This window comes from Flavicella sp. IMCC45668 (assembly GCF_057219105.1).
In genome coordinates, this window is sequence record NZ_CM170114.1 from 992472 (window position 1) to 1007996 (window position 15525).

At 33.2% G+C, this 15525-nt stretch carries 14 protein-coding genes; 5 read left to right on the forward strand and 9 right to left on the reverse strand.

What is annotated here, in order from left to right; all coding sequences use genetic code 11:
- Positions 1–136 precede the first annotated feature (136 nt).
- The 6 genes from AC2DZ0_RS04655 to nadC all read right to left on the reverse strand — a co-directional run bounded on the left by AC2DZ0_RS04655 (position 137) and on the right by nadC (position 7271).
- On the reverse strand, positions 137–1531 hold the full coding sequence (locus AC2DZ0_RS04655) for an NAD(P)(+) transhydrogenase (Re/Si-specific) subunit beta (RefSeq protein WP_484643984.1): 1395 nt from the start codon (positions 1529–1531) through the stop codon (positions 137–139).
- 50 nt (positions 1532–1581) lie between these two features.
- A complete protein-coding gene (locus tag AC2DZ0_RS04660) occupies positions 1582–1890 on the reverse strand; it encodes an NAD(P) transhydrogenase subunit alpha part 2 (RefSeq protein WP_484491855.1) in 309 nt (102 codons plus the stop codon).
- Between the two features lie 11 nt (positions 1891–1901).
- Complete coding sequence (locus tag AC2DZ0_RS04665; protein ID WP_484491856.1) at positions 1902–3002, reverse strand: Re/Si-specific NAD(P)(+) transhydrogenase subunit alpha; 1101 nt, start codon at positions 3000–3002, stop codon at positions 1902–1904.
- A 525-nt stretch (positions 3003–3527) separates the two neighbouring features.
- Entirely contained in the window at positions 3528–5411 is a 1884-nt protein-coding gene (locus AC2DZ0_RS04670; protein ID WP_484643986.1) for a T9SS type A sorting domain-containing protein, read from the reverse strand.
- A gap of 80 nt (positions 5412–5491) precedes the next feature.
- The gene (locus AC2DZ0_RS04675) at positions 5492–6394 is read right to left on the reverse strand and encodes a YihY/virulence factor BrkB family protein (RefSeq protein WP_484491858.1); all 903 of its coding nucleotides are present in this window, start codon (positions 6392–6394) and stop codon (positions 5492–5494) included.
- A gap of 19 nt (positions 6395–6413) precedes the next feature.
- The gene (gene nadC / locus AC2DZ0_RS04680) at positions 6414–7271 is read right to left on the reverse strand and encodes a carboxylating nicotinate-nucleotide diphosphorylase (protein ID WP_484643988.1); all 858 of its coding nucleotides are present in this window, start codon (positions 7269–7271) and stop codon (positions 6414–6416) included.
- A 127-nt stretch (positions 7272–7398) separates the two neighbouring features.
- Between nadC and rlmH the strand changes: the two genes are divergently transcribed.
- The 3 genes from rlmH (at position 7399) to AC2DZ0_RS04695 (ending at position 9819) form a co-directional block, all read left to right on the forward strand.
- A complete protein-coding gene (gene rlmH / locus AC2DZ0_RS04685) occupies positions 7399–7872 on the forward strand; it encodes a 23S rRNA (pseudouridine(1915)-N(3))-methyltransferase RlmH (protein WP_484491860.1) in 474 nt (157 codons plus the stop codon).
- A gap of 442 nt (positions 7873–8314) precedes the next feature.
- Positions 8315–9589 (forward strand): T9SS type A sorting domain-containing protein, encoded by a 1275-nt coding sequence (locus AC2DZ0_RS04690; RefSeq protein ID WP_484643989.1) that lies wholly within the window; start codon positions 8315–8317, stop codon positions 9587–9589.
- Between the two features lie 77 nt (positions 9590–9666).
- On the forward strand, positions 9667–9819 hold the full coding sequence (locus tag AC2DZ0_RS04695; RefSeq protein WP_484643990.1) for a PspC domain-containing protein: 153 nt from the start codon (positions 9667–9669) through the stop codon (positions 9817–9819).
- On the opposite strand, the gene AC2DZ0_RS04700 is transcribed toward AC2DZ0_RS04695, so the two are convergent.
- Together AC2DZ0_RS04700 and AC2DZ0_RS04705 are read right to left on the reverse strand one after the other, a co-directional pair.
- Complete coding sequence (locus tag AC2DZ0_RS04700) at positions 9820–11052, reverse strand: glycosyltransferase family 4 protein (RefSeq protein WP_484643992.1); 1233 nt, start codon at positions 11050–11052, stop codon at positions 9820–9822.
- Complete coding sequence (locus AC2DZ0_RS04705; RefSeq protein ID WP_484643993.1) at positions 11052–13343, reverse strand: type IA DNA topoisomerase; 2292 nt, start codon at positions 13341–13343, stop codon at positions 11052–11054. The genes AC2DZ0_RS04700 and AC2DZ0_RS04705 overlap by 1 nt, the downstream gene beginning before the upstream one ends.
- A 261-nt stretch (positions 13344–13604) precedes the next feature.
- On the opposite strand from AC2DZ0_RS04705, the gene AC2DZ0_RS04710 reads away from it, so the two are divergent.
- Positions 13605–14195, forward strand: coding sequence for a hypothetical protein (locus AC2DZ0_RS04710; protein WP_484491864.1), 591 nt, complete (start codon positions 13605–13607; stop codon positions 14193–14195).
- A 4-nt stretch (positions 14196–14199) separates the two neighbouring features.
- On the opposite strand, the gene AC2DZ0_RS04715 is transcribed toward AC2DZ0_RS04710, so the two are convergent.
- Positions 14200–14748: a TlpA family protein disulfide reductase gene (locus AC2DZ0_RS04715; RefSeq protein ID WP_484643994.1), complete on the reverse strand. Its 549-nt coding sequence runs from the start codon at positions 14746–14748 to the stop codon at positions 14200–14202.
- A 115-nt stretch (positions 14749–14863) separates the two neighbouring features.
- Between AC2DZ0_RS04715 and AC2DZ0_RS04720 the strand changes: the two genes are divergently transcribed.
- Complete coding sequence (locus AC2DZ0_RS04720; protein WP_484643996.1) at positions 14864–15496, forward strand: NUDIX hydrolase; 633 nt, start codon at positions 14864–14866, stop codon at positions 15494–15496.
- The last annotated feature ends 29 nt before the right edge of the window (positions 15497–15525 follow it).

A 15525-nucleotide genomic window follows, 5' to 3' on the forward strand; every position in this document is an offset into this window, starting at 1 on the left:
ATCAGATGTCAACCACCAAAATTATTATGAAAATTAATGAATATTTTATTCATGTAAACTTCGGTTTTCAAGCATAAAAAAAGCCTAACAAATCTATTCTGATCTGTTAGGCTTTTTAGTCGATTCTAAAAAGAAATTACATCCCTTTCAACTCTCCTACCAATTCTGTCAATGCATCTTTAGCATCACCAAATAACATAGAAGTTTTAGAATTATAGAACAATTCGTTTTCAATTCCAGCATATCCCGCTTTCATACTACGTTTGTTTACTACAATATGTTTTGCATTTTCAACATCCAAAATAGGCATTCCGTAAATTGGACTTGAAGGATCATTATGTGCCGCTGGATTCACAACGTCATTTGCTCCAACCACCAATACAACATCAGCATTATTAAACTGAGGATTGATATCATCCATTTCTGCAAGTAAACTATATTCAACATTAGATTCAGCTAACAGTACATTCATATGACCAGGCATACGACCTGCTACTGGATGAATTGCATACTTAACGTTTACACCCTTATTTGTTAAAATCTCCTCTAGTTCATGAATAACATGCTGCGCCTGTGCAACTGCCAAACCATAACCAGGAACAATTATTACATTTGATGCGTAATTCATCATAATTGCAGTATCACTAGAAGTCGTTTTCTTAATAGTTCCCAAAGTTTTGTTCACTCCTTCTTCAGCGACTGCAGATGCTCCAAAAGAACCAAAAATAACAGAACCTAATGTTCTATTCATAGCCTTACACATTGCCACAGTTAAAATAATACCGGCTGAACCAACCAAAATACCACCTACCAACATTACCATGTTATCATATAGAATACCTGTAATAGCGGCTGCAATACCTGTAAGAGAGTTTAATAATGAAATTACAACTGGCATATCTGCACCACCAATAGGCAATACAAACAAAACTCCATACAATAATCCAGCAGCCAATAGTCCGTACAATAAAATTTGACTATCTGATCCTGTAACCACTATAAAAGCAGAAAAAGCAACAATTCCAATAATCACTAAATTATTAATGATGTTGTATTGAGGAATCTTAACAACACTTTTTAAAGAACCATTTAACTTTCCCCACGCAACCAAACTTCCTGAAAAGGTAATAGCACCGATTGCAATGGCAGATAATATTGTTGAAATAATTGTAGCTTCAGTTCCAGCAACATTGTCATTTCCAATAAATTCAACCACTCCAATTAATGCAGCACTTGCACCACCAAAACCATTAAACAAAGAAACCAATTCGGGCATTTTTGTCATTTCTACTTTCATAGCAATCAACCATCCCATGATTGATCCTATAACAATTGCCAAGCCAATCAATACATAAATAATAGTTGGCACTTCAATATCATTGATAAAAATCGTTCCAACAATTGCCAATCCCATTCCTAAGGCCGCTATTAAATTTCCGCTTTTGGCAGTCTCTGGATGTCCTAATTTTTTAAGACCAACGATAAACGTTACCGTTGATATAAGATAGATTATACTTAATAAAATACTCATCGTTTATATTTTTAAAATCTTTTTATAGTAAACTATAAAGAATAGATTTATTATTTTTTCTTTTTAAACATTTCTAACATTCTGTCAGTAACCGCAAAACCACCAACAACATTTAGAACTCCTAATACAACAGCTACAAAACCAAGTCCCAATGCAACATAATCCGTTGGATCAGAATGTAACATTACCAAAATTGCCCCTACAATTACCACCCCACTTAAGGCGTTTGCACCAGACATTAAAGGCGTATGTAATACAGCCGGAATACTTTTAATTACTTCAATCCCTACAAATGTTGCTAATATTAATATGTAAGTAATTTGAAGATTGTTACTTATAAATTCAATTAATTCGTTCATCATCTATATTTTTAATTTTTTCTAATTGTTCCATCTCTAACGATTAAAGTCTCGTCAGTAATTTCTTCTTCTAAGTCATATTTAAACTGATTTTCCTCAGTTAAATGATTTAAAAAGTTGTAAATATTTTTCGCAAACAATTCACTTGCATTGGTTGAAACACTTTCTGGAGCAATCGTAGTACCGATAACTTTCACACCGTTTTTAACAACAGTCTTATTCATCACACTCACCTCACAGTTACCTCCTTGTGCAGCTGCCAAATCAACGATCACAGCTCCATTTTTCATTTGAGAAACTTGTTCTTCTGTTATTAGAACAGGGGCTTTTCTTCCTGGAATATTCGCAGTAGTAATAACTAAATCCGCCTGAAACAAAGATTTGTCTACAGCTTCTTTTTGTCTTTTCTTATAATCATCCGAAGCCTCTTTTGCATATCCTCCTTCTGATTCTTCACCAGAATTATCAACAGAAATAAATTTAGCTCCTAATGATTCAGCTTGTTCTTTCGTTTCTGTTCTAATATCCGTAGCCTCAACCACAGCACCTAATCTTTTCGCAGTTGCAATTGCCTGTAATCCAGCAACTCCTACCCCGTAAATCAACACTTTGGAAGGTGTAATCGTTCCGGCTGCAGTCATCATCAAAGGAAAAATCTTTGTCATTTCATAAGCCCCTAAAATTACAGCCTTATAACCTGCTAAATTACTTTGAGAACTCAACACATCCATATCCTGCGCTCTAGAGATTCTAGGTATCGCATCCAGTGAAAATGCCGTCGCCTCTTTCGCTGCAATTGCTTGGATCAATTCTGGACTTGACTTATGGTATAATTGACTTACCAATACTTGTCCTTTGTTAACTAATTTAAGGTCCTCTTCATCAAAAGGATTGATTTTTACAAGTACATCTGCCTCTTTAAAAACAACTTCTCTTTTTTCAACTTTTACCTCAACTTCCTTGTAATCCGAATTCTTGTAAGATGATGCTTTACCTGCATCCTCTTCTAACAACAACTCAAATCCTTTAGATGCAAATTGTTTCGCAATGTTAGGAGAGATTGCGACACGTTTTTCACCTTTTTGTGTTTCCTTCAATATGCCTATTTTCATATTTTCTGGTGGTTTAATTTTTAATTAATAAATATGTTCATTTTAGTGATTTTTGAAATAGACCAATTGCAAATAATTGCAAAAGGGTAATTTCAAGGATAACTAGGATAAAATCCAGTTATTTTAAGTCGGCTAAGTTAGCTAAAATGAAAACACGATAATATGGATAGTGTATTTTTACAGATACTACACTCTTAACCAATTTTTAATACGAAATAAACAAAAGTTGATCCTTTTTGTACTGTTTCATAGAAATATTTCTAACAGAATTGAAATATCAAAAAACCAAAATACAATCGATTGGCATAACTACATCGATTTCGAAAACTAGAAAAAATTCCGATTTTATCAAAACCTCCAAAAACTTTACATTTTCACACCAAAACATTCCACTCAACGATCGTATTTAATTTTAACCTCTTTTTTTTACATATTTTTTGAGCAGAAATCACAAATAAAAAGGAAGTAATATAACATTACTTCCTTTCTAAAAAAACTTCTAAAATATAGTGGTCCTTAAATTATTTAATGACTCACAATAATACTTTTTGTTAACCTAGAGGTTTTTCCTTCAAACATAACAACATACATCCCATTAGCAAAATTTGAAACATCAAGAACATAAGTATGCTTTCCATTTTCAATAGTTTTTATCATAACGACAGCACCCAAAAAATCCATTATTTTTAGCGTTCCTTGTTCATAGGTTTTTACATGTAAAAGCTCGTTAGATGGATTTGGGTACGCTACAAATCGATTTGATTCAAGTGCACTTCCCTCAACCGACAAGTTTTCACAAACAATTGGAACATTTTCCTCAGGCACAACAGGTTCTTGATATTCAAATCCTACTTGAGAAACATCCTCTAAAAACACATTTTGTACGCCATCAATAGAGCAGATATAATGCGCATCATTCACTGCTGCTGCGATAGATGGTCCGATGACACTCTCGCCTCCATCTTGTGAAATATCAGTTATATCATCAACTAACTCTTCTGGCATTAAATAAAAATGCTTTGACTTCAATTGGGCCACCATTCCAAACTCTGCATCAACATCAACAACTTTTACATAACTATAAGTACCAATTTCTAATCCTACATCCTGACAATATTTTTTTGATATAAAGCCACCTTCTATTCTAGCATCAAACCCACTACCTTTTGAACGAATACCTTCTGCGTCTACTGCTCCACAGTGCATTGCATGCGGAGAAATCATCAAAGTAGAATTTCCTTGTTCGCTATAAATATTCCTAGCAACAATGTCAAAATTCCCTCCATATTGGACATTATTCATTTTGCTATATCCTGTTTCTAATCGTAATGTTGCGCCACCAAACCCATAGAGATCTTTAAAAAGTACATTCGTCGCAGCTTGAGACTGAATTGTTCCATAACCATAAGCGGCATTGCACACACTTCCAGACCTAACAATACCATTCACAGGCATAAAATAATTTGTTGGCACTTCAGATCTGTTTACCATTGTTACTATAAAATCCTCCAACCTATCGGTATATTCTTCCACCATTTCCTCTTTAGTATCATTACCGGGAAGTGTTCCTGTGGCAGCTATCTCGTTTAAAACAGTTGTTAAATCTTGAATAATGGGATCTAACAAATCTTTAGCATTTTGTTGATCTTCATCTGGAATTAAACTCTCTATTGAAGCAATATGTGTATTATAAACCGTGGTTACATTTGATATATAACCTGAATCCATAACCAACGCCAAATCAAAGGCTGTCAATATTTCACTATCCGTTCCTGTTAAGGTATTTTTTATAGAACTATCCGAATAACCTCCTACTTTGGTTGTTCCTAAAGTAACCGCAGAAAAATCTGTATATATATCATTTACATGAAAATCAGCTACTAAAAAATTCTCCGCATTTCGAATAGCAAAAACAGTAACATTATTATTAACAACTTGAGTTAAATCAATTGTATAACGTCCGGGTTCAGTAGCATCACAAATATGACCTTCTTCCAAACCTGTTAGGTCTGAACAAATAACACTTACATTGTAGATTCTTTCCTTACCATCAGCCAATTTGAACATCGCATAGTTTTTTCCATCATCAACCTGAAAGGGTCTTATAATGGCATCAGGATCGATTTCAATATGTACATTAGATTTTAAATCAATATTTCGAATGGTATAGTTCCCTGCTGGAATTGTTAAAACGCCCCCGCCGTTTTCTGAAATATCGTCTATTGCCGTTTGCCAAGCAAGGCTATCATCTGTATCAAAATCATTATCTACCGAATAGTCGGTGACAATATTTCTATCATAATTTGAATTGCTAACAATAGTATAAAAATTGCTTTCTAAATCAATTTGAGCATTGCTAAAAAGTGTAGTTAAAATACTAAAAAGGAAAATAATTTTATTTGGTTTCATTTATTAAGTTTTGAACAAAACTAAAAACCAAAGGTAAAAACGATGTAGCTTAAAGGTAATTTAATGTCTTCTACCGTTTATTAAACAGAAAAGTAATCCAACTCTTTAGAGTTGTTTTTTAATTTCGTCATGCTTGCATTCAGCTCAAAACCAAGCAATAGAATAATAGAATTCAGCCAAATAAATAACATCATAATTAATAAGGTTCCTATAGAACCATATAATTCATTGTATTTGGCAAATTTTTCCACATAAATTCCAAAACCATAAAAAGTAAAAACATATAATATTGTTGTCAATACAGCTCCAGGAGAAAAAAATGAAGATTGTCTGCCTTCCTTTGTACCGAAATAATAAAGCAATGATACCGTGGTAAATATCATGAAAATAAAAATTAAATATCTAATATTCCCTAACCATATATACTGATCACTCAACCAACCATTTTGCATTAAAAAATCCAATCCAAACTTAAATGAGATGGTAAATACAACAGTTACGATAAGCAACACAGACATTAATAATGAAGTACCCAAAGAAACGACATATCCTTTTACCACGCTCCTTACTTCTGTTACATGGTAAGAATACTCGAAACCACCGAAAATAGCATTGATACCATTGGTCATTAAAAAAATAGAAACTAAAAAACCAAAGGACAGCAAACCTCCATATTTATTATTCGCAATATCTTCTAATATAGGCACTACAGCATCATAAGTTTTTGGGGGTACTGCTTCAGAAATAAGCTCCATAAAACTCTCTTGAAATCCATCAATAGGGATAAAAGGTATTAATGTTAACATGAACAGCATAAAAGGAAAAATAGCCATAAAAAAGCTATAAGAAATACCACCTGCTCTTGATGTTAAACCACCACGAACTATTCCTACAACATACATATGTAATAGATCATAAAGAGACATTCCCTCTAGGCCCGGTATTTTTATTCTTTTCCCTAAGTCGAAAATTTTCTCAATCATAGCTATTACAATCCAACTTTTAAAAAGCTTTCAAACTCAAATCCATATTATATACAGAATGAGTTAAGGCTCCAGAAGATATAAAATCTACACCACACTCTGCATAGCCTCTTAAAGTTTCTTCATTTATTCCACCAGAAGATTCTGTTTGACATTTACCATTAATCATGGCAACCGCTTTTCTAGTATCCTCAAAAGTAAAGTTATCGATTAATATTCGGTGAATACCATCTGAATTCAATATTTCTCTTATTTCTGCTAAATCTCGTGCTTCTATAATAATTTTCAAGTCTTTACCAGTATCTTTTAAATAAGCATGTGTTTTGGCAATAGCCTTAGTTATACCTCCGGCAAAATCTATATGGTTATCTTTCAACATGATCATATCGTATAGAGCAAATCTATGATTTACACCTCCTCCAATTTTAACAGCCCATTTCTCTAACGCTCGAATTCCTGGAGTTGTTTTACGTGTATCTAAAATTTTTGTTTGGGTGCCTTCTAATAAATTGGTATAATGTTTTGTTTTGGTTGCAATAGCACTCATTCTTTGCATTACATTAAGAACCAGTCTTTCAGCTTTCAAAATTGCATGTGACGTTCCTTCCACAGTCAACACCACATCTCCTTGTTTTACCTCTGCACCATCCTCAATTAAAATATTAAGTTTTATACTAGGTTCCACATATTTAAAAACTCTTTCAGCAAAAGATACCCCTGCAATCACTCCGGTATCCTTTACCAAAAGCTGAGCTTTTCCTGTTGCCTCAGCGGGTATACAAGCTAAAGAACTATGATCCCCATCTCCTACATCCTCACGGATAGAATTTTCAATTATTATTTCTAGTTCTTTTTCAAATTGGGCTTCGCTGATCATAGTATTAAATTTATGCCACAAAAATACATTTTCTATCATCCTTAAAAAAAATATTTTTTAGTTAAATCTTAGGTAAGAATCACTGTAATATTTCAAAATAATTTCTTCTAATCTCTATATTTGCAATATGAAAATAAAACTTTTAGCCATAGGTAAAACAGATGATAAAAATCTGAATGCATTGATAGAAACATATAATTCTCGATTGAAGCATTATGTGAAATTTGAGTTGGAAATTATTCCTGACATAAAAAATGTAAAAAACCTTTCTCAAAGCCAACAAAAAGAAAAAGAAGGGGAACTTATTCTAAAAAAACTTCAACCTACGGATCAATTAATTTTACTTGATGAAAAAGGAAAAGACTTCAGCTCGGTTGACTTTTCAAAATATCTCCAAAAAAAGATGAATTCAGGAATCAAACAATTAGTTTTTGTTATTGGTGGACCTTATGGGTTTTCTGACACAATATATAAAAAATCCATGGGCAAGGTTTCTTTTTCTAAAATGACCTTCTCGCATCAAATGATTCGATTATTTGTGGTAGAACAAATTTACAGAGGTTTCACTATTCTTAAAAATGAGCCCTACCATCATGAATGATTTTTTACACTTTTAATTTAAATTCAATTTCAACGGGTATAATAACAATTCTTCTTTGCGTTCCTACATCTATTTATTCTACCCTGTAAAAACATATATCAATAAAACTTTTGGAGGGGTCATTTATATGTAAAAAAATATAGCAACCAAACACTCATAAATAAAGGCATTTTTAAATATACTAACAATGTAAGATATAATTATCGCTTTCTAGCACTGTACAAACCAGATATTCCTTTACATTCAAAAACAGCCATAGTCGTTGCAGTATTCTACCGCATTCATCTATTTGGATACACTATCACTTTACCGAATTACCAAACATTAAAAAGACATATTTAAACTAAATTACCCACAAACACATTCGATTTATTCCCAAATACATGTTGTTTTCACTTATCATCTTCCTTTGCGAAGAACAATAATCATTTAAAACAACAATATGAAATTAAAATTACACTTAAAATTAATTACACTTTTAACAATTATTATTAGTGCTCAAATTAGCACAGCACAAGATGAAACTTTTGAAACTGATGGGGATTGGAATACCGCATCAAATTGGTCAAACTCAACAATAGCAACAGGAATAGCAACACTTTCTGCTTCTCCTACGCTAACGCAGTCAGAAGTTGTTGGATCACTTATAACTGATACTGCAACTGAAAACTACACCGTGAACGGAGCAGGATTTAAATTAACATTAAACGGTACAACTCCATTAATTGACAACAACTTATCAGGGACATTAACCTTAGATACAGATATTGACTTAAATGTTTCGGATGGATTTATACTTAACTCTGCCTTTGCTTCAAATAAATTGGTGTTTTCTCCTTCAAGAACCATAACGTTGTTAAATAAAATAAAAGTAAAATCAAACAACGACACTCCTATTGAGTTTCACGGGACAGTTAATTGCAACAATAACAACCTTACAATATCCAATGGGGCCTATTCAGCAAATGGAGCAATCGAATTTAAAAGTACTGCACAAATAACCAACGTCTCAACGTTACTTCTTTTTGAAGAAAAAATCGTATCAAACATTACCACCGCAGGAGGTTTTTTACCATCAGGTGGAGTATTTAAATTTCAAGGAACAAACTCTGGTGGGGCTTTAGTTATTAATGGAGCAAACACTATTGAAGGAACAATAAACGGAGCCAAGGGAGAACATACTTTGTACTTAAATGCTAATCAAAATAATATTACACAATTAAAAACAGTTGATGGTGCTACATTAAACATTGAATTAGACGAATCTGTAACAGAAATTGTATTTAATACTAAATCTTTATTTGGTACCACTAATTTCAAAAACTTTAGCGATAATGTAATAAAAATTGATGTAGACCTTTCTGCTTCGGACTTAGCTACTTTACAAATAGATGGTGTCTCAAATGCTATATCTCAAGTTACGGATTCCGAATCTGCGCTTTACAGAACCCTGTTTGATAACAGAACGGCTTCTACAAATAAAAACGAACTTGACGGTGTGTCAATTTACCCAAATCCATCCACTGAATACGTAAATATATCTACTGATTTGAATAGCAAAATCTCTATACTTAATTTAGCTGGACAAACAGTTTATAGTACTTCTGCTAAAAACAAAACCACTCATATTTCGGTTACAGATTTCACACCTGGTGTATATATTATAGCTATTATTAACAATGGAAAATCTTACAATTCTAAATTGATAATTGAATAATCCTATCCTATTTCTTATCTGAAGCTCGTTGAAATTGTTCAACGAGCTTTTTTTGTATCTTTAAAAAAAAGCATCTTATGATTTTAGGAGTATCAAAATGGTTTGGAGAAAAAGTAGGTATCGAAGAAAAATACATGAGATTAATCTTTACGATCGCTATTGTTTTTTACGGAATAGGATTAGGGTTTTATATCGCTCTATGGCTCTATAAAATAATCTCAAAAGAATAATTACTTATTCTTCTCTTCTATCCAACGAGACATAAACTCAGTACTTCTCATTGTATGAAACAAAAGCATACTTCCAATAAAATTGGACTCTCTATGTGTGTTTAGATTTTGCTTTATCTCATTAATTTTTTCATACAATTTTATACGAAAAGAATCTTTAGAAAAACAATTTTCAATAATTTCAAAACCAGCAATTTGAGATTTTTCCCATAACTCTTGATTTGTATACAACTCCTTTGCTCCAATAATTAATTCATCGAGCGAATCACTAATTACCCCAGGCCATTCAAATGATTCATGCATTCCCTCTGCTCCAACACTTGTAGTTACGCTAGGAGTCCCGGTTAACATAGCATCAATGAACTTTCCTTTCAAACCAGCTCCAAAACGCAATGGAGCTAATAGCACTCTAGCATTTTGAACAACAGTATGCGCATCCTTAGCCCATCCTTTTATATAAAAACGTTCTTTAGGGTTATGCAATTGCATTGCTTTTTGAGGAGGATACGAACCATAAATATGTAGCTCTGATTCAGGTACTAATTTTCTCAACAATGGCCATACTTCTCTCTTCAAATACAACACGCTATCCCAGTTCGGTTCATGTCGAAAACTTCCTATCGTGACAAAATGCAACCTATCCTTAAAAATTGGAAATTCTTTTTTCTTAGGTTCACTTACTGCATCTAACAAAAATGGAATATACAGCAAAATACTAGCAGGCACCTTAAAAACCTCTTGTAAAATTTTCATTTCAACAGAAGAAATCATCAAACTTAAGTCTGATCGAAAAATACTCGCTATTTCTCTTTTAGCGATCTCTGACAGCAAGTCTTTTTCCTCAAAATCACGTCCATCCTTAAAGGCTTTTTGACGCGCTTTTCTGAGACAATGTAAATCTTCAGTATCTAAAATTCTTATGGATGTTGGGCTGTGCTTTTCAACCCTCCAACCAAACTGTTCCTCTGTCATAAACCGATCAAACAAAACAATCGTTGGTTTTAAATCCTCAATATAATAGTCAAAACTAGCATCGTTCAACGCTATCTTTTTTATCTCTATCTCTAAATTTTCAAGCGGATACATATATTGACTATCTTCTGTTGCACTTGCAAAAATGACTTTATACCCATCTTCTAAAAAGCAAGAAATGAGCTGCATCATCCTACTACCAGCAGCAGATGAATTTGGTTCTGGCCAAACACTTCCTATGACAAGTACTGTATTTAACATCACATTCCTTTTATCAAAAGTTCTTCAACCAATTCTTTTGTCATCTTTTGACCAGCAGTGTTACTCCTTATGGCATCAAAAGTATATCTATAATCGCAACCGTCCTTATAAGCAGAACACCCGTAAGACGAACTTCCTTTAATAATTTCTCCTTTTTTACACTTAGGGCAAATCAAGGCACCAGAAACAGCATATTTTTTTGACTCTTCTGGTTTTAGTATTAGCTGATGACTATCATCGAATGAAATCGCTCCATTTATTTTAGCCCCATCTTGCTTAAATCCTTTTAAAACTACAGTCGCTCCTTTCGATAACAATCTCTTAAATTGATTAACTGAAACCTTTTTGCCCATAAATTCAAAAGGCAATCTAAAATTGCATCCCTCTTTATATTCAGAACACCCATATGCACTCGTTCCTTTTAGCAATCTACCTTTTTTACATTTAGGACATTCGCTACCTGTTAAATCACTTTTGCTAGCAGTTTTAGAAGGCTTTGGCAATGGCTTCTGTTCTACAGAAAAACGCCTGGTATTTTTTTCCATACGCACCTCTACCACCAAATCGTCCACCATTTTTTTCATGTTATTGATAAACTGCCCAGCACTATAATTCCCTTCCTCTATTTCTTTAAGTTGTTTCTCCCACTGCCCTGTTAACTCTGCAGATTTCAAAAGCTCGTTTTGAATAGTGTCAATTAGCTGAATCCCCATTTGAGTAGGAAGAATTTGTTTTTTATTTCTCTCAATATACTTTCTACGAAAAAGCGTTTCAATGATATTTGCCCTGGTGGAAGGTCTTCCAATTCCATTGGCCTTCATTAAATCCCTAAGCTCATCATCCTCCACTTGCTTTCCAGCAGTCTCCATAGCCCTCAATAATGTTGCCTCAGAATAATTTTTTGGAGGTTTGGTTGTTTTTTCATTAAACGATGGACTGTGTGGCCCTGATTCTCCTTTAACAAAGGTTGGCATAAGCACCTCATCTTTGTTTGTCGATTTAGATTTCGCAGAAACAAAAACAGCCCTCCATCCTTCAGATAATATTTCCTTACCAGTTGCTTTAAAACTAATTTTTGCAGCCTCCCCAATTACAGCAGTATTAGACACCTCACATTCAGGATAAAAAACAGCAATAAATCTTCTTGTAATGATATCATAAACATTATGATCATGTTCCCCTAAATGACTTTCCATACCTGTAGGAATGATAGCGTGGTGATCTGTTACTTTTTTTGAATCAAATACTTTTTTAGATTTTTTTAAAGGTTGTCCTTTTAACGGTGCTGTTAGTGCTGCATATTGCGTCAGCTTCCCCAAAATACCTGGAACTTTAGGGAAAATATCATCTGGCAAAAATGTAGTATCTACCCTTGGATAGGTTACTAATTTTTGTTCATATAGTTTTTGAATTATCTTCAAGGTTTGATCTGCTGTATACCCAAACTTGGTATTGCAATAAACTTGCAAACCTGTTAAATCAAATAATTTTGGAGCATACTCTTTACCTTTCTTTTTGGTAACAGAAATAATCTCAAAAGGAGCATCTTTTACAAGATTCAAAGACGCTTCTCCATCCTCTTTTTTTAGAAACTTCCCTTGTTCATTATTAAAAACGGTATTTCTATATTCTGTTTGTAACTCCCAATAAGGCTTAGGTTTAAAATATAATATTTCTTTATATCTGTTCACTAGCATTGCCAAAGTTGGAGTTTGTACGCGTCCAACTGAAAGAACTTGCTTTTGCGCTCCATACCGAAGCGTATACAAACGAGTTGCATTCATTCCTAACAACCAATCTCCAATCGCTCTTGAACTACCAGCATAATAAAGGTTGTCATAATCTTCTCCATTTTTCAGGTTTTCAAATCCTTCTTTTATCGCCTCTGGAGTCAAAGAAGAAATCCAAAGTCTATCTACTTTACCTGTATAATTTGCCTGTTTGATTACCCAGCGTTGAATCAATTCTCCTTCTTGACCAGCATCCCCACAATTTATCACAACGTCGGCTTTATCAAATAATGCTTTAATGGTATTAAATTGCTTTTGGACCCCATCATTACTCGTCAATTTTATATCAAACTTATCGGGCAACATTGGTAAGGTATTCAAATCCCAACGCTTCCAATGCGGTTTATAATCATCTGGCGTGAATAAAGTACACAAATGACCAAAAGTCCATGTTATTTGGTATCCATTTCCTTCAAAATAACCATCATGTCGTTGATTCGCTCCTAATATAGTAGCAATTTCTCTAGCAACACTCGGCTTCTCGGCAATACATACTTTCATAAAATTCTTGGTTTTTAAAGCGGGAGGACACAAACTTACACAACTATTTTTAATTAGAAAACAAAACTACCTCTGTAAAAAGATGAGTTTTCAACGGTTTTCTGAACAAATATTTTGATTTAATTAACTTCAAAAAGATTTCAAAAGCCTAATTTTGTATCAGTCATGAAAAATTATATCAATTTCAATCACAGTTTTACTATTGTTATATGCTGTACACTTTTTTTTCTTTCCTCAAGAATTAGTGGCCAAATTGAATCTATGCGCCCAGGTAGTTTGGATAATGATAAGGATTTTGTAATTCCATCGATTCCCAATAGTCCAAATGCTACCTTTGAATTTATCAACCCTGAGAATGAAGCGGAAAAATTTGAAGCAGCTCTGAATAGAATTATGCTGCAACAAATTGCCAACCAAGAATTAAAAGATTTACAACAAAAAGGAATTATTGATAAAGAGAAATTTTACAAACAGAGAGTAAAAGCTGAAATGGATGCCATTTCAAATCGAATGCCTATAGTAGACAAAGATTTGGGTGGATTTAGTACTCAAAGTGAATACATAACTATTATCTGTAGAGACTTTTCTTATGCGGATGGTGATGTAGTTTCCATTGTTGTAAACGGAGAAACGAGAGTTCGATATATAGAACTAACAAATAGCTATCAACAATTTACCATAAATTTAATTAAAGGCTTAAATACCTTATCTTTTGTTGCTCTCAATCAAGGTTCTTCTGGTCCAAATACGGCGGCCTTTATGGTGTTTGATGAAGGAGGAAGAGTATTATCATCAAATCAATGGAATCTTGCAACGGGTGCTAAAGCAACCTTATCTATTGCCCGAGATTAACCAATTACTCCAATAATAGTTCCTCTATCAGTTCAAAACTTTTAGAACTATCCCAACTTGCAGCACCTGTTTTACTAACAACTATTTCTCCTTTTTTATTGATAATATAACTAGCAGGAATATTATTTGTTTTATCAAGCTCTAGAGGCACTTCTGATTGGCTATTATAAACAGGTAAATTATAGTTGTACTTGTTAAAAAAGGGCTTGATTTCAGTATTTGTTTCATTCGTTACAAATAAAAAAACAACCTTATCCTTATGAGCATCATATAAACTCTGAATCGCTGGCATTTCTGCGCGACAAGGAGGACACCAAGTTGCCCAAAAATTCACAAAAACTACCTTCCCTTTAAAATCCGCTAGGTTTACATCTTTAGTATTCAAACCTTTTAGTTTCCAATTAAAATCATGTATTCTTTCTTCTTTAGAATTTAATGATGGCGAAAATGAAGTACTTTTTATTAACCATTCTTTTGAGCTGGGATTTAATACTAATATCAATAGTATCACAAAAATCACATTACTCCATTGCTTTTTTATTATCTCAATCATAAAAACAAAAATATCTTATATTACAATTTCTTAGTGTAACAAAAGCTACAGTTCTTACAAAAGAATATAAAAGCAGCAATTATATTTGTAGTTTTGAGTCAAATTTAAAAATCATATGCAGCACAGTACTTTCCTAAATTTAAAAAACCTCATCAAAAACACAGATTTAGGGGGCCATAAGGATCAAAACAAAATGGTCCCAGAGGAAAGAGCTAATCTAACAACTAAAAAGTCAATTCTGGAGAATGCAAAAAAAGCAGCCGTATTGGCTTTGTTTTATCCAAATGAAAAAGGTGAAGCTTGCTTTGCATTAACCTTACGACCAAATTATTCTGGGACACATGCTTCGCAAGTAAGTTTTCCTGGTGGAAAAATAGAAGATACAGACAATAATTTAGAAGATACTGCGCTAAGAGAAACTTTTGAGGAAATCGGTATACCTGCACATGAAATAGAGATTTTAAGAGAAATTACTGATGTGTATATTCCACCCAGTAATTTTTTAGTAACTCCTTTCATCGGTGTCGCAAAAAACAAACTTCATTTTAAAAAAAATCATGAAGTAGAAACAATGATAGAAGTTTCCATAAAAGACCTCTTAGATGACTCTTTTCTAGCTGTTGACACAAAAAACACATTTTATGCAAAAAAGGTAGAAATTCCATATTTCAAATTTGACAACCAGATGGTCTGGGGAGCTACTGCCATGATTATCAGCGAGATTAAAGAACTTATAAAAAGGCTGTAAAAACCATTTCTTTTTGTAAATTTGTTGCC

Bases quoted from the DNA above. Each gene is read 5' to 3' on its own strand.
- AC2DZ0_RS04695 (WP_484643990.1), top strand. From the start codon at position 9,667: ATGATTTTAGGAGTATCAAAATGGTTTGGAGAAAAAGTAGGTATCGAA.
- rlmH (WP_484491860.1), top strand. From the start codon at position 7,399: ATGAAAATAAAACTTTTAGCCATAGGTAAAACAGATGATAAAAATCTG.
- AC2DZ0_RS04705 (WP_484643993.1), bottom strand. From the start codon at position 13,343: ATGAAAGTATGTATTGCCGAGAAGCCGAGTGTTGCTAGAGAAATTGCT.
- AC2DZ0_RS04665 (WP_484491856.1), bottom strand. From the start codon at position 3,002: ATGAAAATAGGCATATTGAAGGAAACACAAAAAGGTGAAAAACGTGTC.
- AC2DZ0_RS04710 (WP_484491864.1), top strand. From the start codon at position 13,605: ATGCGCCCAGGTAGTTTGGATAATGATAAGGATTTTGTAATTCCATCG.
- AC2DZ0_RS04690 (WP_484643989.1), top strand. From the start codon at position 8,315: ATGAAATTAAAATTACACTTAAAATTAATTACACTTTTAACAATTATT.
- AC2DZ0_RS04715 (WP_484643994.1), bottom strand. From the start codon at position 14,748: ATGATTGAGATAATAAAAAAGCAATGGAGTAATGTGATTTTTGTGATA.
- AC2DZ0_RS04670 (WP_484643986.1), bottom strand. From the start codon at position 5,411: ATGAAACCAAATAAAATTATTTTCCTTTTTAGTATTTTAACTACACTT.
- AC2DZ0_RS04720 (WP_484643996.1), top strand. From the start codon at position 14,864: ATGCAGCACAGTACTTTCCTAAATTTAAAAAACCTCATCAAAAACACA.
- nadC (WP_484643988.1), bottom strand. From the start codon at position 7,271: ATGATCAGCGAAGCCCAATTTGAAAAAGAACTAGAAATAATAATTGAA.
- AC2DZ0_RS04675 (WP_484491858.1), bottom strand. From the start codon at position 6,394: ATGATTGAGAAAATTTTCGACTTAGGGAAAAGAATAAAAATACCGGGC.
- AC2DZ0_RS04700 (WP_484643992.1), bottom strand. From the start codon at position 11,052: ATGTTAAATACAGTACTTGTCATAGGAAGTGTTTGGCCAGAACCAAAT.
- AC2DZ0_RS04660 (WP_484491855.1), bottom strand. From the start codon at position 1,890: ATGAACGAATTAATTGAATTTATAAGTAACAATCTTCAAATTACTTAC.
- AC2DZ0_RS04655 (WP_484643984.1), bottom strand. From the start codon at position 1,531: ATGAGTATTTTATTAAGTATAATCTATCTTATATCAACGGTAACGTTT.